Source organism: Streptomyces sp. NPDC016640, assembly GCF_043076215.1.
GTDB lineage: Bacteria > Actinomycetota > Actinomycetes > Streptomycetales > Streptomycetaceae > Streptomyces.
This window is the reverse complement of record NZ_JBIBRG010000004.1, coordinates 314,566-333,274: the sequence shown is the minus strand read 5'-3', so window position 1 is coordinate 333,274 and position 18,709 is coordinate 314,566. Positions and strand designations below refer to the sequence as shown.

Annotated in this window: 17 protein-coding genes; 10 read left to right on the top strand and 7 right to left on the bottom strand. The window is 74.5% G+C overall.

The features are described from left to right. Positions 1–71 precede the first annotated feature (71 nt). The 3 genes from ACF07S_RS11275 to ACF07S_RS11265 all read left to right on the top strand — a co-directional run bounded on the left by ACF07S_RS11275 (position 72) and on the right by ACF07S_RS11265 (position 4,170). Positions 72–512 carry a DUF6643 family protein gene (locus tag ACF07S_RS11275; protein ID WP_391964099.1) on the top strand — a complete coding sequence of 147 codons (441 nt, stop codon included), beginning with the start codon at positions 72–74 and terminating at the stop codon, positions 510–512. Positions 513–553: 41 nt separating this feature from the next. Continuing rightward, a complete protein-coding gene (locus tag ACF07S_RS11270; RefSeq protein WP_391974056.1) occupies positions 554–1,381 on the top strand; it encodes an MOSC domain-containing protein in 828 nt (275 codons plus the stop codon). 353 nt (positions 1,382–1,734) lie between these two features. After that, the gene (locus ACF07S_RS11265) at positions 1,735–4,170 is read left to right on the top strand and encodes a right-handed parallel beta-helix repeat-containing protein (RefSeq protein ID WP_391964101.1); all 2,436 of its coding nucleotides are present in this window, start codon (positions 1,735–1,737) and stop codon (positions 4,168–4,170) included. A 5-nt stretch (positions 4,171–4,175) separates the two neighbouring features. Here the strand turns inward: ACF07S_RS11265 and ACF07S_RS11260 are convergent, their stop codons facing one another. Next, positions 4,176–6,542 (bottom strand): hypothetical protein, encoded by a 2,367-nt coding sequence (locus ACF07S_RS11260; RefSeq protein WP_391974112.1) that lies wholly within the window; start codon positions 6,540–6,542, stop codon positions 4,176–4,178. 286 nt (positions 6,543–6,828) lie between these two features. Between ACF07S_RS11260 and ACF07S_RS11255 the strand changes: the two genes are divergently transcribed. Then, on the top strand, positions 6,829–7,686 hold the full coding sequence (locus ACF07S_RS11255) for a DeoR/GlpR family DNA-binding transcription regulator (RefSeq protein WP_391964102.1): 858 nt from the start codon (positions 6,829–6,831) through the stop codon (positions 7,684–7,686). 216 nt (positions 7,687–7,902) lie between these two features. Here ACF07S_RS11255 and ACF07S_RS11250 read toward each other — a convergent pair whose 3' ends face one another. Continuing rightward, positions 7,903–9,027: a PLP-dependent cysteine synthase family protein gene (locus tag ACF07S_RS11250; protein WP_391974055.1), complete on the bottom strand. Its 1,125-nt coding sequence runs from the start codon at positions 9,025–9,027 to the stop codon at positions 7,903–7,905. A gap of 334 nt (positions 9,028–9,361) precedes the next feature. Between ACF07S_RS11250 and ACF07S_RS11245 the strand changes: the two genes are divergently transcribed. From ACF07S_RS11245 to ACF07S_RS11230, 4 genes are all read left to right on the top strand, one after another. Further along, complete coding sequence (locus ACF07S_RS11245; RefSeq protein ID WP_391964104.1) at positions 9,362–9,685, top strand: hypothetical protein; 324 nt, start codon at positions 9,362–9,364, stop codon at positions 9,683–9,685. Positions 9,686–9,879: 194 nt separating this feature from the next. Beyond that, positions 9,880–10,425 (top strand): ATP-binding protein, encoded by a 546-nt coding sequence (locus tag ACF07S_RS11240; protein ID WP_391974054.1) that lies wholly within the window; start codon positions 9,880–9,882, stop codon positions 10,423–10,425. Positions 10,426–10,723: 298 nt separating this feature from the next. Further along, complete coding sequence (locus tag ACF07S_RS11235; RefSeq protein ID WP_391964106.1) at positions 10,724–11,287, top strand: TetR/AcrR family transcriptional regulator; 564 nt, start codon at positions 10,724–10,726, stop codon at positions 11,285–11,287. A 33-nt stretch (positions 11,288–11,320) separates the two neighbouring features. Further along, complete coding sequence (locus ACF07S_RS11230; RefSeq protein ID WP_391974053.1) at positions 11,321–11,905, top strand: DUF4865 family protein; 585 nt, start codon at positions 11,321–11,323, stop codon at positions 11,903–11,905. Between the two features lie 173 nt (positions 11,906–12,078). On the opposite strand, the gene ACF07S_RS11225 is transcribed toward ACF07S_RS11230, so the two are convergent. Genes ACF07S_RS11225 through ACF07S_RS11215 form a run of 3 tightly spaced genes read right to left on the bottom strand, consistent with a single transcriptional unit; the run spans position 12,079 to position 14,699 of the window. Further along, positions 12,079–12,501 carry a PPOX class F420-dependent oxidoreductase gene (locus ACF07S_RS11225; protein WP_391964108.1) on the bottom strand — a complete coding sequence of 141 codons (423 nt, stop codon included), beginning with the start codon at positions 12,499–12,501 and terminating at the stop codon, positions 12,079–12,081. A 36-nt stretch (positions 12,502–12,537) separates the two neighbouring features. Next, entirely contained in the window at positions 12,538–13,428 is an 891-nt protein-coding gene (locus ACF07S_RS11220; protein WP_391974052.1) for an NAD(P)-dependent oxidoreductase, read from the bottom strand. Further along, a complete protein-coding gene (locus tag ACF07S_RS11215) occupies positions 13,425–14,699 on the bottom strand; it encodes an ROK family protein (RefSeq protein ID WP_391974051.1) in 1,275 nt (424 codons plus the stop codon). Before ACF07S_RS11215 ends, ACF07S_RS11220 begins: the two co-directional genes overlap by 4 nt. 133 nt (positions 14,700–14,832) lie before the next feature. Between ACF07S_RS11215 and ACF07S_RS11210 the strand changes: the two genes are divergently transcribed. Continuing rightward, positions 14,833–15,978 (top strand): methyltransferase, encoded by a 1,146-nt coding sequence (locus tag ACF07S_RS11210; protein WP_391964111.1) that lies wholly within the window; start codon positions 14,833–14,835, stop codon positions 15,976–15,978. A 1-nt stretch (position 15,979) separates the two neighbouring features. Here the strand turns inward: ACF07S_RS11210 and ACF07S_RS11205 are convergent, their stop codons facing one another. Beyond that, complete coding sequence (locus ACF07S_RS11205; RefSeq protein ID WP_391974050.1) at positions 15,980–16,849, bottom strand: ketose-bisphosphate aldolase; 870 nt, start codon at positions 16,847–16,849, stop codon at positions 15,980–15,982. A 20-nt stretch (positions 16,850–16,869) separates the two neighbouring features. Next, entirely contained in the window at positions 16,870–17,751 is an 882-nt protein-coding gene (locus ACF07S_RS11200; RefSeq protein WP_391974049.1) for an SIS domain-containing protein, read from the bottom strand. Positions 17,752–17,875: 124 nt separating this feature from the next. Here ACF07S_RS11200 and ACF07S_RS11195 point away from each other — a divergent pair, with 124 nt between their 5' ends. Then, positions 17,876–18,655 (top strand): DeoR/GlpR family DNA-binding transcription regulator, encoded by a 780-nt coding sequence (locus ACF07S_RS11195; protein ID WP_391974048.1) that lies wholly within the window; start codon positions 17,876–17,878, stop codon positions 18,653–18,655. Positions 18,656–18,709 lie beyond the last annotated feature (54 nt).

The following is an 18,709-nucleotide window of genomic DNA, read 5'->3' as shown; positions in this document are numbered from 1 at the left end:
ACGGCGGGCACGGAAAACAACCCTCTTATCGGTCTCCCCAACCAACACATCGTGGGCTTAACTTATATGCCATGACCTCCCCCCGCTCCAGCTATGGCGGCGGCTACTACTCCGCCTCCTTCCCGGACACCCCGATCTACGACTCGCTCGTGGCCGAGCGGGGCACCCCGCAGATCGCCCCGATCCGGGTCCCCGCCGCCTACGAGACGCCGGCCAGTCACCTGCCCGCGCTCCCCTCGGCATTGCCCGCCCTCCCGGCGGCCCCGTCCCAGCAGGTGTACGGCTACCCGCAGGCACCGCAGCCCGCGTTCCAGCAGGCGCCCGCCCCGTTCCAGCAGGCGCCCGCGCCGTACATCCCGCAGCAGGCCACCGCGCCGCGCGGTTACCCCGGCCCGCAGCCGCCGCGGCCGGCCCAGCCCGTCGGCTACGAGGCGATGCGCCCCGCGGCCCCCCGGCCGGTTCCCACTCCTTACCAGGAGCCGTACAGCAACCAGCAGTACCGCGGGTACTGAGCCGACCCGGGGCTGTCGGTGCCGGATGGCACGATGGCCCCATGGGGAACGCCCGTGTGCACTCGATCCACATCCATCCGGTCAAGGCGTTCCGGAGCCTGCCGCTCCGGGAGGTCGTCGTGGAGCCCTGGGGTCCGGCCGGGGACCGGCGCTGGATGCTCGTCGACGACGGGGGAAAGGTCGTCACACAGCGTCGTCACCCGCGACTGGCCCTGGCCGGCGCCGAGTTGCTGCCCGGCGGCGGCGTCCGGCTGTCCGCGCCCGGGGCGGCGCCGGTGACGGTGGCCGTTCCGGTGTCCGGCGGGACGGTCCCGGTGGACCTCTTCGGCACCGAGGTCGAGGTGGTCCCGGCCGAGGACGCGGCCGTGCACGCCTGGTGCAGCGCCTTCCTCGGCACCGGTGTGCGCCTCGTGCACCTGGACGACCCGGCCACCCGACGGCCGGTCGACCCCGACTACGCGCTGCCGGGCGAGACGGTCTCCTTCGCCGACGGCTATCCGCTGCTGCTCACCACGACCGCTTCGCTCGGCCACCTCAACTCACTGATCGCGGAGGGCGGACACCCGGACGAGGGCCCGCTGCCGATGAACCGTTTCCGGCCGAACGTGGTCGTCGAGGGCACGGCTCCCTGGGAGGAGGAGCTGTGGAGGCGGATCACCATAGGTGAAGTCGCCTTCCGCGTCGCCAAGCAGTGCGCACGGTGCGTGGTGACCACCACCGACCAGGACACCGCGCGGCGCGGCAGGGAGCCGCTGCACACCCTGGCCAAGCATCAGCGCACCGGCGGCAAGCTCCTCTTCGGGCAGAACCTGGTCCCGCTGTCCACCGGCACGATCCGGGTGGGCGATCCCGTCGGCATGACGGTCTGACCGGTTCCCGACCGCGCCCGGGAACCGGTGCCCGCGGCCGCGCGCCGGCCGCTCGCGAGGGGTCCATGGGAGCCGGACGGCACCGAGCGGAGCGGGCCGGCGCCGACGCGTCCCGGGGAGCCGCGCCCCGGGGACCGCTTCGGCACATGGACCGCCGCCGGTACGCCCGTCGGGACCGGGTGCCGGACGAGGCGGGCCCGGACCGGGACGGGACCGGCACCGGCGGCCGACCTGGTTCCGGCTCTGGTCAACCGGGGGCCCGCGCGCACGCTACGGTGGTGCGGCCGAACCGATCGGCGGCGGCACGAGCACGAACGAGCCACAGTACGACGAGGTGGGGGCACAGCTACGCCATGGCACAGGGCACGGTCCAGGTGACGCACACCGGCACGTCGAGGTGGCGGCGCCGCACGGGTGAGTACGCATCGCTCGCCGCCGCCCTGGAGGCCGCGGCCGAAGGCGACGTCCTCACCGTCGCTCCCGGCACCTACCGGGAGAACCTCGTCCTGCAGCGGGCGGTGACCCTGCGCGGCGCCGAGGGCGCACCCGGATCGGTGCGCATAGCGCCCGTGGACGGCGTCCCGCTGACCGTGCGCGCCTCGGCGGTGGTGCAGGACCTGCACGTCGAGGGCCAGGACACCACCGTCCCGGCCGTGCTGGTCGAGGAGGGCACCCCGGAATTGCGTGACGTCCGCGTGGTCACCCGGTCCGCGTCCGGCATCGAGGTGCGCGGCGGCGCGCGGCCCACGGTGCGCCGTTGCACGGTCGACAATCCGGCGGGCGTGGGCATCGCCGTGGTCGACGGCGGGGGCGGGGTGTTCGAGGAGTGCGAGGTGGTCGCCGCGGGGCAGGCGGGGGTCGCGGTGCGCGGCGGTGCCCATCCCCGGCTCGAGCGCTGCCGGGTGCACCACGCCTCCGGCTCGGGACTGACCGCGACCGGGGAGAACTCGGCGCTGGAGGCGGTCGGCTGCGAGGTCTACGAGGTACGGGGCAGCGGCGTCCAGGTGACCGCCCGCGCCACCGCGCACCTCACCGACTGCGAGGTGCACCGGACGACCGGGGACGGGGTCACGCTCGACACGGACGCGGTGCTGACGCTGGCCGACTGCCGGATCCACGACATCCCGGAGAACGCGGTCGACCTGCGGTCCCGCTCGGTGCTCACCCTGACCCGCACCAGTGTGCGGCGCTTCGGCCGCAACGGTCTGTCGGTCTGGGACCCGGGTACGCGGGTGGACGCCAACCAGTGCGAGATCTCCGACAGCACCGGCGACTATCCGGCGGTGTGGGTGAGCGACGGCGCCACCGCCGTCCTGGACTCCTGCCGGGTGCACGACGTGCCGGACGCCCTGTTCGTCCTCGACCGCGGCTCGCGCGCGGACGTCGTCGACAGCGATCTGTCGCAGGTGCGCAACACGGCCGTGTCGGTGAGCGACGGGGCCACCGCGCAGCTCGACGACTGCCGCATCCGGGAGGCGGCGACGGGCGCCTGGTTCCGTGACCACGGCAGTGGCGGAACGCTCGACAACTGCACCCTGGGCGGCGTGCAGACGGGCGTGATCGTCACCAAGGGCGCCGACCCGACCGTCGAGCGCTGCACGATCGAATCGCCGGCCGAGGCGGGGGTCTACGTCTCGGCCGGCGGGCGCGGCACCTTCCACAACTGCCGGGTCACCGGCAGCGGCGGCTACGGCTTCCACGTGATCGACGGCAGCCGTACGACGCTGCGCAAGTGCCGTACGGAGCGCTGCGCGCGCGGTGGTTACGAGTTCGCCGAGGGCGGCGCGGACGGGGCGTCCGGCTCGGGCGGCCCGGTCGTCGAGGACTGCACGAGCGACGAGAGCGGTGACCTGCGGTCGCCCGCGGCACCGGAGCCGGCCGTGCAGACCGAGGGCCGCACGGCCGGTCCGCTGGGCACGGTCGCCGGCCCGGGTACCGAGCGGACATCCGCCCCGGCCACGGCCCCGGAGCGGGGAACCCGCACCTCCGCGGCCGTGCTCGGTGAACTGGACGCGCTGGTGGGCCTGGAGAGCGTCAAGCGCGAGGTGCGCGCCCTCACCGACATGATCGAGGTGGGCCGGCGGCGGCAGCAGGCGGGACTGAAGGCGGCGTCGGTCAAGCGGCATCTGGTGTTCACGGGTTCCCCGGGCACCGGCAAGACCACCGTCGCCCGCCTGTACGGCGAGATCCTCGCCTCCCTCGGGGTCCTGGAGCAGGGGCATCTGGTCGAGGTGTCCCGGGTCGACCTGGTCGGCGAGCACATCGGCTCCACGGCGATCCGCACCCAGGAGGCGTTCGAGAAGGCGCGCGGCGGTGTGCTGTTCATCGACGAGGCGTACGCGCTCTCCCCGGAGGACGCCGGGCGCGACTTCGGCAAGGAGGCCATCGACACCCTGGTGAAGCTGATGGAGGACCAGCGGGACGCGGTGGTGGTGATCGTGGCCGGGTACACCGCCGAGATGGAGCGGTTCCTGTCGGTCAACCCCGGTGTGGCGTCCCGTTTCTCACGCACCATCACCTTCGGCGACTACGGCCCCGGGGAGCTGCTGCGGATCGTGCGGCAGCAGGCCGAGGAGCACGAGTACCGGCTGGCACCGGGCGCCGACGAGGCCGTGCTGACGTACTTCGCCGAGATACCCAAGGGGCCGGCGTTCGGCAACGGGCGGACCGCACGGCAGACCTTCGAGGCGATGGTCGAGCGGCACGCGAGCCGGGTCGCCCAGCTCGACGAGCCGACCACCGACGACCTGACCCTCCTCTTCGCCGAGGACCTGCCCGCGCTGCCCTAGAACCGTCAGGGTCCGTCGCTGTCCCGGGAGGGGATGCCCCCGGGCTCGTCCGTGTGCCGCGGCGCGGGCACCTCCGGTCGCAGACGGGCGAGCAGCCGGCGGCGCTCCTCGGCGAACGCCGGGTCGGCCTGGTAGTCGGAGTGGCCCAGGATCGGTGCGGGCAGGGGATGGGCCTCGTCGCGGCCGTAGGCGAGGGGATCCCTGAGCGCGGGGCGGTCCACGTCGGGGCCTCGGTCGCCGGGCAGCCGCATCGGTCCGCCGATGGGGTCGGTGAGCCGGTACAGGTTGCGCCAGCAGTCGACCTCCCGGTGCAGGGAGCTGAGCGCGTCCGGCCCGAAGTGGGCGGGGAACCAGCGGCCGTAGAGCCGCTCGAGCGGGGAGCCGTAGGTCAGCAGGGCGACGCGCCTGCGGGTGGACGGCGGGAGCTGCCAGGCCGTCGCGGCGGCGAGGACGCTGCCCTGTGAGTGGCCGGAGATCACCAGCCGCCCGCCGGTGGCCCTGGTCCAGGTGGCGATCCGCCACGTCAGGTCGGGCACCGCGCGCTCGGCGTAGCAGGGCGGCGCGAAGGGGTGCGCGGCGCGCGGCCAGAAGGTGCCCACGTCCCACAGGATGCCTATGGTGCGCCGCGCGGAGGCGTCCTTGTAGGCGCGGCGGCCCCAGGTGACGAGGAGGACGAAGCCGAGTCCGACCAGCCAGGAGCCCAGCGCCTGCGCGGTCTCGGCCGCGCCGTGGACGGCGGCCCAGGAGCCCCGGGCCGCCTCGCCGGGTGTCTCGTCGGTGGCCAGGGCGCCGGCGAGGGCGCCGGCGCCCAGCAGCAGGGTCGCGGTGGAGGTGACGGCGAGGATGCGCGGTCCGCGGTCGGTGAGCGCGGCCATGGCGCGTACGGAGGCGATGCGGCGGGTGCGGCCGGGGTCGCCGCTCTCGTCGGCGTACTCCCGTTCCACGGCGGCGCGTTCGGCGCGCGCGATCCGCACGGCGCGCCGGGCGAGCCAGCCGCACGTCACCAGCAGCAGGACCAGCAGCGGAGGGATCACGGACGCCTGCCAGGTGAGCAGCACCGGCGGTCCGGGCATCGAGGTCCCGGTGCCGTCCAGCCAGTCGGACACCCGCTGGGAGACACCGCCGGACATCACGCCGCCCAGCGCGCAGGCGAGCATGGCGACCGCGGGCCCCGCCAGTCCCCGGATCGCGGCGCGCCGGTCGGGGTCGGTGCGGTGCAGGGTGTGGGCGACCGCGGCGAGGACGACCACCAGCAGGCCCTGCGCGAGGGCGAGGGCACCGAAGGCGGCGTCGCCCGGCAGCCGGCCCGCCGACTCCCAGCCGGGGCGCTCCCAGCCGGCGTACACCAGGGTGAGCGCGAGCAGCACGAGGGCGGAGAGGGGGACGTACCGCACCAGGCGCCGGTCGAGTTCGCCGTCCGGCCGGCTTTCGGTGCGGCCCCGGCGGCAGACCACCCCCACCACGGCGCACGCCCCGGCGGCCAGCACCACTTCCAGGAGCAGTCCGAGGACGGCGAGGGCGGCCGGGCCTCCCGGCCCGCGGTCGTGGCGGGCGGCGGCGGAGCCGACGGCCGCCGCGACCGTCAGCAGCCCGGCGGCGGTGTGGGCGGCGCGCAGCCGGGCGACCAGGCGCCGGCCGTACCAGAAGCCGGGGCGGCCCAGTGCGGTGTGGCCGTCGTCCTCCTCGGACCCGGGGTCGTGGGCCATCGGCCGCTGGGACTCGTACGTGCTCCAGGTGCGCAGCGACAGGAACCACAGCAGGCCGGTGAGGGCGGTGGGCACCAGGGCGGCGAGCGCGAGCCTGCGGCCCGGCGCGCTCCACCAGCCGCCGTCGGAGATGCCGGGCGAGAGGAAGCCGAGCCAGGAGTGCCGTTCGGCGCACGCGTGGGTGCCCGCGCACTGCCAGGCGGCCAGGTCGAGGGCGACCTCGCAGGCGGCCGCGACGAGGAGCACGGTCAGGCTCAGTCCGGCCAGCCGCACCAGGAGCCCGTACAGCCGGACCGTGCGCCGGCGGCCCCGGGCGGTGGGGCGCATCCAGTGGGCGAGGTTGACGACCATGAAGGGCAGCAGCAGTAACCACAGGGCGCGGGTGCCGTTGCCGGAAGTCAGGTTGCACCACACGTACGCCTCGGGGACGGGCTCCTCCGGGCGCCGGGCGGGCTGCCGCTCCGCGTCGGCGTCGTCGGCGCGGCGGAAGACGGCGGCGATGTCGTCCCCGGTGATCCGGACCGTGCGCGGATCGTCGAGCATCTCCTCGGGTGTGGTGCCGCCCACTCCGTGGACCAGGAGTTCCAGAGCGGTACCGGACTGCGGTGGCCGGGTTCCCGGACCCCCGGCCGCCTCGGCCGGACCTCGTTGCTGCGCGCTCTCCACTGCCCTGCACATCCCCCGTGACACCCCGTCGGCTCCGTCGGTGCTGACCCAGGATCTCCCGTGGCGGAGCGGCCCGCACCCCTCGTCACGTAATCTCCCCGATCCGTGTGACAAGCAAGCAACATACGGGACATCAATGACATGCGCGCGACGAACTGCCGGTGGCGCCGCCCGCGGCCCGGCATGCGAGGATGAGACGTCCGCGCGCCGGTGACGGGCGGCGACCTGCTCGTGACAGGGCGCGGGGCGTGTCGGACGGCTTTGCGGCGAAAGGACCGGAGCGTACGTGAGCGAGAATCAGAACCTGCTCGCGGAGCAGCGGCGCACCCTGATCCTCGACGAGGTCCGGCGCCGGGGCGGGGTCCGGGTCAACGAGCTGACCCGCAAGCTCGGGGTGTCGGACATGACGGTCCGCCGCGACCTCGACGCGCTGGCCCGGCAGGGCGTGCTGGAGAAGGTGCACGGCGGCGCGGTCCCGGTGGTCGAGGCGAGCACGCACGAACCCGGGTTCGAGGCGAAGTCGGGTCTGGAGCTGAGCGCCAAGGAGGACATCGCGCGGGCGGCGGCCGAACTGGTCTCCCCGGGCGCGGCGATCGCGGTCTCGGGCGGTACGACCACGTTCGCGCTGGCGCACCGGCTGCTCGACGTACCCGACCTCACGGTGGTCACCAACTCGGTGCGGGTGGCCGATGTCTTCCACGCGGCGCAGCGCAGCTCGGGGCCCCGGCAGGGCGCGGCCACGGTCGTGCTGACGGGCGGGGTGCGCACGCCGTCCGACTCGCTGGTGGGGCCGGTGGCCGACCAGGCGATCGCGGCGCTCCACTTCGATCTGCTGTTCCTCGGGGTGCACGGGATATCGGTGGAGGCGGGACTGTCGACGCCGAACCTCGCGGAGGCCGAGACCAACCGCCGGCTGGTGCAGTCGGCCCGGCGGGTGGTCGTGGTAGCCGACCACACCAAGTGGGGCACGGTGGGGCTGAGTTCGTTCGCCTCCCTGGAGCAGGTCGACACCCTCGTCACGGACTCCGGGCTGCCCGGGCCGGCGCGCGCGGAGGTGTCCGAGCATCTGCGGCGGCTGGTGGTGGCGGGCGAGCCCGAGGACCCCGCGCAGCCCGAGGACTGCGCGCAGTCCGAGGACATCTGACGGGACGCCGGCCGGGGCGCCCGGCGGGCAGGCGTACCGCGTCGACGTGAGCGGCGTGCCGGGTGCCCGCGTCCCGGCCGAGGAGCGGCGGCCGGGACGGGCCCGCGCGTGCGGTGGACGTCGACGGCCGACGCACGGCGCTGTTCCCGCCCACGTCGGGGGCGGGCGGCCCCGGCCGGGGCGATGTCGCCGGTCCTGCGGCTCGCGGGCAGCTTGTCAGCCGGGCCAGGTGCCGGTGCTCAGCAGGGACTCGATGGCCGCCGTGCAGGGTGCGATGTCCAGGTGCTGCTCGGCCAGCCAGGCGTCCGAGTAGTACTTGTCCAGGTACCGGTCCCCCGGATCGCACAGCAGCGTCACCACGCTCCCCCGCCGCCCCTCGGCCACCATCTCCGCGACGAGTTTCAGCGCGCTCCACAGTCCGGTGCCGGTGGAGCCGCCCGCCTTGCGGCCGATGGCCCGTTCCAGGGCGCGGACCGCCGCGACGCTCGCCGCGTCGGGCACCTTCATCATCCGGTCGATCGCGCCGGGCACGAAGCTCGGCTCCATACGGGGCCGCCCGATGCCCTCGATACGGGAACCGCGGTCACAGGCGACGTCCGGATCGCCGGTGGTCCAGCCCTCGAAGAAGCACGAGTTCTCCGGGTCGGCGACGCAGACGCGGGTGTCGTACTGCATGTAGTGGACGTAGCGCGCGAGAGTGGCCGAGGTGCCGCCGGTGCCGGCCGTGGCGACGATCCACGCCGGCACCGGGAACCGTTCCAGCCGCAGCTGGCGGAAGATCGATTCGGCGATGTTGTTGTTGCCGCGCCAGTCGGTGGCCCGTTCCGCGTAGGTGAACTGGTCCATGTAATGGCCGCCGGTCTCCACCGCGAGGCGGGCCGACTCCTCGTACATCTTCCGCGGGTCGTCCACGAAGTGGCACTGCCCGCCGTGGAACTCGATCAGGCGGCACTTCTCCGCGCTCGTCGTGCGCGGCATGACGGCGACGAAGGGCACGCCGATCAGTTTCGCGAAGTACGCCTCGGACACGGCCGTGGAGCCGCTGGACGCCTCGATCACCGGGCGGCCCGGGCGGATCCAGCCATTGCACAGTCCGTACAGGAAGAGCGAACGGGCCAGCCGGTGCTTGAGGCTGCCGGTCGGGTGGGTCGACTCGTCCTTCAGGTAGAGGTCGATGCCCCACCGCTCGGGCAGCGGGAAAAGCAGCAGATGGGTGTCGGCCGAGCGGTTGGCGTCGGCCTGCACCCTGCGCACGGCCTCTTTCAGCCATGCCCGGTAGGCGGGGTCGCTGTGGTCGACGTCCAGGGTGGTGCCGGTCGAAGGCTGGTGGGGGGTGCTCACGGCGGGGCTCCTTACACTGAGCGCCGACGGCGTCTCGCGCGTCCGGCTTCCCGATCATAAACACCATCCGAACAGCCTCTCACCTGCATAAACATATCTTTGGGCGCCTCAAAGGCACCCTGGGGCACAGGGGGCGCGAGGGCGCAGGGACACCGGGGTACGAGCGCTCCCCGTGCCCCGGGCGACAAAGGCGCGTGCACTGGTGCCGGGCGTCGGGTGCGGGCAGACTGCACCGGCGGGAGCAATTCCCGTACCGGGGCACACTGGATCTGGACAGGAGCCGGCCCGCGGAGCGCGGTCCGGTACACCGAACGCGCACAAGGGGGCGGGCGGCATGGCGGAGCCGGAGTTCACGGCCAGGGGCGTGCGGATCGGCAAGCGGCTGCGTTCGCTCACCCGGGCCGGACAGGTGCGTATCAGCGGCGGGCGGCTGGAGTTGCTCACCAGCTACGGCAGTGAGATCGACAGCGCGCCGGTGCAGGCGGTACGGGCGTCCCGGCCCTGGTTCGCGCCGGAGGACCGGGCACTGGCCGATCTCAACGGCAACCGCTACCTGCTCACCCTCGGCGACCACGACCCCGCACCGGGCGAACCCGGCCCGCCGGCGGCCCGCCGTTTCATAGAAGCCGTCCGCCGGGCGTCGGGGCGTGGCGCCTGAGATGTACGCGAGTTGCGCCGCCTCACCCCCTGCGTCACTCTGGTCTCACGTCACTCTGGGTTTACCGGCGATAACGCTGCGAACCAGCCCGCCGGCCATGACAGCAGGCGGCAGTGTCACGCAGGCGCCCTGCTGGATCCGTACTCCGTGTTCTTCCGGACGTTCCTCCGGACCTGACATCGGGAGTCGCAGCTGTGATCAGTCATCCAAGCAGGCACTGCACGGTGGAGCTGCAAGCCCTGCCGTCGCGGATCGGCCAGGTCCGCAGAATCGTATCTGCGCAGTTGCGCTACTGGCATATGGACCCGCTGATAGACCGGGCCTCGCTCGGTGTGACGGAGCTGTTGTCCAACGTCCACCGGCACGCCCGGCCCGACAAGACGTGCACCGTCGAGATGGAGCTGCGGCTCGACCGGCTCAAGGTCTCGGTGCGCGACCACGACCCGCGCCTGCCGGTCGTGGCGGACGCCGGTCCGCTCGCCACCTGCGGGCGCGGGCTCGCGATGGTGGCCGCGATGAGCGAGAGCTGGGGCGCGGCGCCGGACGGCGAGGCCGGGAAGACCGTGTGGTTCATCCTGCCGACGCCGTCCCCGGCCGCCCCGCCCGCCTGGGACCGGCGTCCGCTGCTCACGGCCGGTGAACGCCCCGAGCGCCTTTTCCCGGAGGTCGCGCTCGTCGAGCACGCCGCCGAGGGCCACCGGCCCGCACCCGCTCCCGCCCGGTCCGCCGTTGCCGGCTGACCGGGCGGTGACCCAGCCGCCACCGGAGCCCCTCGGCCCGGTTCGCCCACGGGGCGGCAGCCCGCGCCCGCGGCACCGCCCGAGGCCGCGCGAAGGCCCGCCCGGTACACGCCCCGGCGGGCCCGGCCGTCCGCCGTCACCGCGTGGCGACGGCGCGGAGCACGTCCGGCCGAGCGGTGACCGGGCACCGCGACGGGCGAGCCGGCGCCCCTCGCGCTCCGTCCGGGGCCGCGGCGTCCACCCCACAGTGCGCGGAACAGCTCGACTCATGTAACTACTGGTATGTACACTGGCTGCCGTGAGCACCTCGGAACGACTGATCGAATCCACCCGCGAACTGCTGTGGGAGCGCGGCTACGTGGGCACCAGCCCGAAGGCGATCCTGGAGCGGGCGGGCGCCGGCCAGGGCAGCATGTACCACCACTTCAAGGGGAAGCCGGATCTCGCGCTGGCCGCGATCAGGCGGACCGCCGAGGAGATGCGGACCGCGGTCGCGGCGGTCCTGGACGGTCCCGGCACGCCGTACGAGCGCATCGAGGCGTATCTGCTGCGCGAGCGCGACGCGCTGCGCGGCTGTCCGGTCGGGCGGCTCACCATGGATCCGGAGGTCGTCGCCGACGAGTCGCTGCGCGCGCCGGTGGACGAGACCGTGGCCTGGCTGCGCGCGCGACTGGCCGAGGCCGTCGAGGAGGGCAAGGCGCAGGGCGGGTTCGCGCCGGGTCTGGACAGCGACGAGATCGCGGCGGCCGTCGTCGCGACCGTCCAGGGCGGCTATGTCCTCGCCCGCGCCTCCGGCTCCCCCGCCGCCTTCGACGCGGCCGTACGCGGTCTGCTCTCCCTGCTCGCGCCGAACGGCCGATGACGCATCTCACCGACTCCGGCCCGGGAGGCCCCGTTGCACGCCCTGCAGTACCGGCTCACCCTGCCCGCCGACTACGACATGGGGATCGTCCGGGACCGCGTGGCCCGTCGCGGGCATCTGCTCGACGCGTGGCCGGGCCTCGGCGTCAAGGCGTATCTGGTGCGCGAGCGCGGGGTGCACGGTTCGCCGGTCAACCAGTACGCGCCGTTCTACCTGTGGAACACGGTGGCCGGCATGAACGCCTTCCTCTGGGGCGGCGGCTTCCAGGGGATCGCCGACGACTTCGGACGGCCCCCGGTGCGGCAGTGGACGGGGCTCGCCCACGAGGAGGGGGCGGCCGCGGACGACCCGGCGGTCGTCGCCGTCCTGCACCGGCGCCCGGTGCCGGACGGCGTGCCGGTGGGCGAGGTGGCCGAGGAGGCGGTCCGGGAGTGCGCGCGGCTGGCCGGCGCGGACGGAGCGGTGCTCGCGGCGGCCGCCGTGGACACCGGCCGCTGGGAACTGGTGCACTTCTCGCTCTGGCGGCACGACGCGCCCGCGGCGGACGGCGAGGTCTTCCAGGTGCTGCGCCTGTCGGCGCCGGAGCGGGACCTGCTGCCCCGGGGACGCCGGTGGTGACCGCCGCCGCCCGGTCGCCGGACGGCGGTCCCGGGATGCCGTGTCCGCCGGACCGGATGCGGCCCCGCCCCGGGCACGCCGTCGGTGCGGAGGCGGTGGACCGCGTGCTCACCGGGGATCCCGGCCGTGCCCTCGCCGTGGCCCTCGGCTGAGCCCCGGCCGGGCGCCGGCGGTCAGGTGGCCGCCTGGTCGCTGTCCCGCATCGCGCCCCAGCCGTGCCAGCGCTCGACCTCGATCCAGGTGCTGACCCGGGCGCGCTTCCGCTCCGGGTACGGGTTGCCGGTGTAGTGCCGGGAGAGGCGGTCGATGTCGGCCAGGCCCTCGTCGTCGTACAGGCCGGTGGCGCGGCCGATCAGGGTGACGTGGGTGTACCAGTCGTCCTCGGCCAGGACGGTGAGGGTGATGCGCGGGTCGCGGCGCAGGTGCTTCAGGCGCACCCGGCCCTCGTCGAGGTTGATCAGCGCGCGGCCGTCCTCCCACAGGTACCAGGTGGGGGTGGAGACGGGGGTGCCGTCGGAGCGGAGCGTGGCCATGACGCAGGGGTTGGGGCGGCGCAGCAGGGCGTCGGCCTCGGGGGGCAGCGGGGGCTTGGACACTGTGGACTCCTCGGTGGGTTCGGCGGTGGGACGCGGTCAGGCGGTGGGGACGTCGTCGAAGCTGGCGTAGTAGGCGGCGGCCATGTCCTCGTCGCCGTGGCCCAGGTCCGCGGCGCGCTCCAGGCGTTCGGCGCTCGCGGCGGCCACGTCCAGGCGGACGCCGTGCCGTTCGCCGGCCCGCACGATCAGTCTGGCGTCCTTGGCGGCGGTGGTCACGGCGAACTGGGCCGGGGACAGCCGCCCGTCGAGGATCAGGGCGGCCTTGGCGCGCAGATAGCCCATGTCGAGCGGGCCGCCGGCGATGAGGTCGAAGAAGCCGTCCGGTGCGACGTCGAGGGCCCGGGCCAGGGCGAGGGTCTCGCCGGCGGCGGCGGTGGCCGCGAGCACCCAGCTGTTGGCGACCAGCTTCAGCCGGGTCGCGCTGCCCGTCGCGCCGTCCTCCCCGGTCCACACGGTGCGGGCGCCCACGGCGTCGAAGACGGGGGTCACCCTGTCCCGGCCCTCGGCGGGCCCGGCGGCGAGCACGGTCAGCCGGCCGGCCTCGGCGGGCTGACGGGTGCCCAGGACCGGGGCGTCGTAGAAGAGCAGGCCCTGTTCGCGGGCGAAGCCGGCCAGTTCGGCGACTCCCTCGATCCCCGCGGTGGTGGACTGCGCCCAGGCGGTGCCGCGGCGCAGGGCGGGTGCCGCCCTGCGCATCGTCTCCAGGGTGGCGGGGCCGTCGTGCAGCACGGTCAGCACGACGTCGGCGGAGTCGACCGCCTCGGCGGGGGTGTCGGCGACGTGCGCGCCGTCGGCGGCGAGCGGGTCGGCCTTCGCGCGGGTGCGGTTCCAGGCGCGGACGGTGTGGCCGGCGCGGGCGAGGTTGCGGGCCATCGCGGCGCCCATGATGCCGGTGCCCAGGACGCTCACGGTGAGCTGTTCGGTCATGACGTCGGCTTTCTGTCGGTCGGGCCGTCCTCCGGTACCAGTGCCCCGAGCGGATCGTCCAGTACCGGCTGCCAGGCAAGTTCCGCCGCACCGACCAGGCTGTTGTGGTCCAGGGTGCAGGGCAGGATCGGGACTCCGCCGCTGCGGCCCCACAGACTGCGGTCGGCGACGACGGCGCGGAGCCGGTCCGGATCGGCCTCCAGCAGGGTGCGGTGCAGGCCGCCGAGGATGATCCGGTCCGGGTTCAGGATGTTCACCAGTCCGGCGAGGCCCAGGCCGAGGCGGTCGATGAGGGCCTCGGTGGCGGTGCGCACGTCCGGGTCGTCGTACTGTCCGCGGATGAGGTCGTCGGCCTGTCTCAGCAGGGACATCTCGGGGCCGGGTGCGCGTCCCGCCGCGGTGAGCAGGGCCAGCGGGTCCGCCTCGACGTCCAGGCAGCCGCGGCTGCCGCAGTGGCAGGGGCGGCCCTCGGGGTTGACGGTGAGGTGGCCGACCTCCAGGGCGAGTCCCGCGCTGCCCGAGTGCAGGCGGCCGTCGAGGACCAGGGCGCCGCCCACCCCGCGGTGGCCGGTGGCCACGCACAGCAGATCGCGGGAGCCGCGCCCGGCACCGTGCCGGTGTTCGGCGAGGGCGACGAGATTGACGTCGTTGGCCGCGAAGGCGGGCCCTTCGAGGCCGGCCGCGCGCACCTGCTCGGCGAAGATCTCCCGGACCGCTGCCCCCGCGGGCCAGGCCAGGTGCAGGGGGTTGAGTGCCAGCCCTTCCGGTTCGGCCACCGCCGAGGGCACGGCGAGCCCGGCGCCCACGCACCGCCGTCCGGTCTCCCGCAACAGCTCGGCGCCGGCCGCGACCACGGACCCGAGGACCTTCGCCGGGTCCGCGTCGACGACCTCGCAGCCGGGCGCCGTGGCGACGATACGGCCGCCGAGCCCGACCAGGGCCGCCCGGAAACCGTCGGAGTGCACCTGCGCGGCGAGCGCCACGGGGCCGTCCTCGGCGACGGAGAGCCGGTGCGAGGGGCGACCCTGCGAGCCGGTCGCCGCAGCGGGCCGGGCGTCCACCCGGATCAGTCCGAGCGCCTCCAGCTCGGCGGCGACCGCTCCGGCGGTCGCCCGGGTCACGCCGAGCTCGGCGGTGAGCACCGCGCGGGTCGGCGCGCGTCCGGTGTGCACGAGCTCCAGCGCGGGCCCGAGCGCACCGCGTCCCCGGTCCAGCCGCGTCCTCGAGGTGGTCCCTTCCCCCGCCGGCCGGGGGTCCGCCTTCCCGCTCATGCAGGCGAGTCTCCCATGATCCGCAAACCGGCGCGGGCCACCGGCCGCCGGCCCGCGGCGTGCTGTCCGGCCGTCCGTGGCTCCCCCCTGTCGGACGCGGCCCGAGCCGGGGCTCGGCTAGCCTGGCAGCACGATGAACGACCGTATGACGACTCCCTGGGGCGAGCCGGTGCTGGCCCGTTTCCCCGAGGACCCACGCGACAGGCTGCGGGCCTGGGACGCGTCCGACGCGTATCTCCTCAGGCATCTCGCCGAGCGGCAGGTCCCGCTCACCGGCACGGTCGTGGTCGTCGGTGACCGCTGGGGCGCGCTGGCCACGGCGCTCGCGGCGCACCGGCCGACGCAGATCACCGACTCCTGGCTCGGGCAGGAGGCGACCCGCGCCAACCTGGCCCGCAACGGCGCCGGGCCGGACACGGTCCGTCTGCTCAGCACCCAGGACCCGCCGCCGGACCGGATCGACGTGCTGCTGGTGCGGGTGCCGAAGAGCCTGGCACTGCTGGAGGACCAGCTGCTGCGGCTGGCACCGGCGGTGCACGCGGACACGGTCGTCGTCGGCACCGGCATGGTGAAGGAGATCCACACCTCGACGCTGCACCTGTTCGAGCGGATCCTCGGCCCCACCCGCACCTCGCTCGCCGAGCAGAAGGCCCGCCTGATCTTCTGCACACCGGATCCCGGACGGGAACGCCCCGCCAGCCCCTGGCCCTACCGCTACACCCTGCCCGACGGCATCGGCCCCGTCTCCGGGCGGACCGTCGTCAACCACGCGGGCGTCTTCTGCGCCGACCGCCTCGACATCGGCACCCGCTTCTTCCTCCAGCACCTGCCCGCCGCCCGGGGCGGCGGGCGGGTGGTGGACCTGGGCTGCGGCAACGGCGTCGTCGGCACGGCGGCGGCGCTGGCCGACCCGGCGGCCGAGGTGCTGTTCGTGGACGAGTCCTTCCAGGCGGTGGCGTCCGCGCAGGCGACGTTCCGGGCGAACGACGTCCCCGGCGCCGCCGAGTTCCGGGTCGGTGACGGCCTGGCGGGCGTGCCGGACGGCAGTGCCGACCTGGTGCTCAGCAACCCTCCCTTCCACTCCCATCAGGCGACCACCGGCGCCACGGCCCGGCGCATGTTCACCGGTGCCCGGCGGACCCTGCGCCCGGGCGGCGAGCTGTGGGTGGTCGGCAACCGGCACCTGGGGTACCACGTGACGCTGCGGCGGCTGTTCGGCAACAGCGAAGTGGTGGCGTCGGACCGGAAGTTCGTGGTGCTGAAGGCGGTGAAGCGGTAGTTCAGGGCGCCGCGCCGGGGGCCGGTCCCAGCACCTCGATGACGGCCGCCACCGCCCGGGTCATCGCCTCCCGGCCCACGGTGAGGTAGCCGCGGGAGTCGACCGCCTCGGGGTGGGCGGTGAGGAACTGTCTGATCGCGCCGGTCATGGCGATGTTCAGCGCGGTTCCGACGTTGACCTTGGCGATGCCGCCCGTGACCGCCGCGGCGAGTTCGTCGTCGGGGAGGCCGGAGGAGCCGTGCAGGACGAGGGGGACGTCCAGGGCGGCGGTCAGCCGTTCGAGGAGGGCGTGGTCGACGCGGGCGGTGCGGGTGGTCATGGCGTGGGTGGTGCCGACGGCGACGGCCAGCGCGTCCACGCCGGAGTCCGCGACGAAGGCGCGGGCCCGGTCGGGGTCGGTACGGGCGCCGGGGGCGTGGGCGTCCAGCGCGCCCTGCCCGTCCTTGCCGCCGATCTCCCCCAGTTCGGCCTCGATCCACAGCCCTCGGGCGTGGGCCCAGTCGACGGCGGCCCGGGTCGCGGCGAGGTTGTCGGCGTACGGCAGCCGGGCCGCGTCGTACATCACGGAGCCGAACCCCGCGTCCGCGGCCTGACGCAGCAGGGCGTCGCTGCGGACGTGGTCGAGGTGCAGCGCGACGGGCACGGCGGCGCGTTCGGCGGCGGCGACGGCGGCGCGGGCGAGCGGGAGCAGCCGTCCCCGGCGGAACGTCACGGCGTTCTCGCTGACCTGGAGGACGACGGGGGCGTTCGACGCCTCGGCGCCGGCGATGACGGCCTCGATGTGTTCGAGCGTGATGATGTTGAACGAGGCGACCGCCGAGCGGCGTTCGGCGGCGCGGGTGACGAGCTCGCCGGTGGTGGTGAGGGGCACGGTCCGTCCTTTCCGGCGGGTCAGGGCGCGAGGACGACGGAACGGGTGAGGTGCCGGGGCCGGTCGGGATCCAGACCGCGGGCCGCCGCGACGGCCACCGCGAGCCGCTGGGCGCGCACCAGTTCGGCGAGCGGGTCGAGGGTGCCCTCGACCCACAGTCCGCCGGTGTCGCGGACCTGCCGGGCCAGCCCGTCGGGGGCCGTGCCGAACATCCACGTGGCCGTCCCCCGCGTGGTGATGCTGATGGGTCCGTGCCGGTACTCCATCGCCGGATAGGCCTCCGTCCAGGACTGTGCCGCTTCGCGCATCTTCAGCCCGGCCTCACGGGCCAGTCCGACGCTCCAGCCGCGGCCGAGGAAGGTGAACTGACGGCAGTCCACGAGCCCTTCGGGCAGCGGTGTCGCGAGGGCCGTCCGCGCGTCCTCCTCGACCGCCCCGGTGTGCAGTCCGAGGTGGGCGCGGAGCAGGGTGAGGGCCGTGGTCGCGAACCGGGTCTGGACGACGGAGCGTTCGTCCGCGTAGTCGAGGACGGCCGTCCCGTCGGCGAGCGACATCACGGGGGTGCCGGGGTCGGCGGTGACCGCGGTGGTGCGGACGCGGCCCCTCAGCCCGCCGAGCAGGTCCAGGACTTCGGTGGTGGTGCCGGAGCGGGTGAGGGCGACGACATGGTCGTAGGCCCGTCGGTGCGGGAACTCCGAGGCGGCGAAGGCGTCGGTCTCGCCCTGGCCCGCGTCCTCGCGCAGGGCGGCGACCGCCTGTGCCATGAAGTACGACGTGCCGCAGCCGACCACCGCGACCCGCTCCCCCGGCGCCGGCAGCACCGGGCCGTGCGCCCCGGCCTGCGCGGCGGCGCGCCGCCAGCACTCGGGCTGGCTGTTGAGTTCGTCCTCGACATGCGTCATGCCGCGCCTCCGGAGGCTCGATGATTGTTCTTGCAAGATAGAGCGCCGTTTCGAGCATAATCAAGCATCAGGTCGCCCAGGGGATGCGTTAAGGTCACCGGGGACCGAGGGAACGGGAGGGCGGATGTCGCGCGACGCCCGCTGGAAGGCACTGCTGGACCTGCTCGTCGAGCGCGGACGGCTGGACGTCGAGGAGGCGGCCGGCGAGCTGGCGGTGTCGGCCGCGACCATCCGGCGCGACTTCGACCGGCTCGCCGAGCAGCAGATGCTGGTGCGCACCCGGGGCGGCGCGGTGGTGCACGGGGTGTCGTACGAGCTGCCGCTGCGCTACAAGACCGCGCGGCACGCCCCGGAGAAGCAGCGGATCGCGAAGGCGGTCGCGGATCTCGTCGCGCCGGGCGAGGCGGTCGGGCTGACGGGCGGCACCACCACCACGGAGGTGGCGCGGGCGCTGGCCGTACGCGGCGATCTCGCCTCCGGGTCACCCGCCCTGACCGTCGTGACGAACGCGCTGAACATCGCCAACGAACTGGCCGTACGGCCGCAGTTCAAGATCGTGCTGACCGGCGGGGTGGCGCGGCCCCAGTCGTACGAGCTGGTCGGGCCGCTCGCGGACGGGGTGCTGGGGCAGATCACGCTGGACGTGGCGGTGCTCGGCGTCGTCGCCTTCGACGCCGGGCACGGTGCGGCGGCCCATGACGAGGCGGAGGCCGCGACCAACCGGCTGCTGTGCGAGCGGGCCGCGCGGGTGGTCGTGGCCGCCGACTCCAGCAAACTCGGCCGGCGGGCGTTCGCCCGGATCTGCGCGGCCGGGTCGGTGGACACCCTGGTCACGGACTCGGCGGCGGACCCGGAGGAGGTGCGCCGCTTCGAGGAGGCGGGACTGCGGGTCGTCGCCGTCTGAGCGGATCGCCGGGCAGGACCTAAGCTGGCAGGTGGGGCGTGCCGGGCCAGGGAG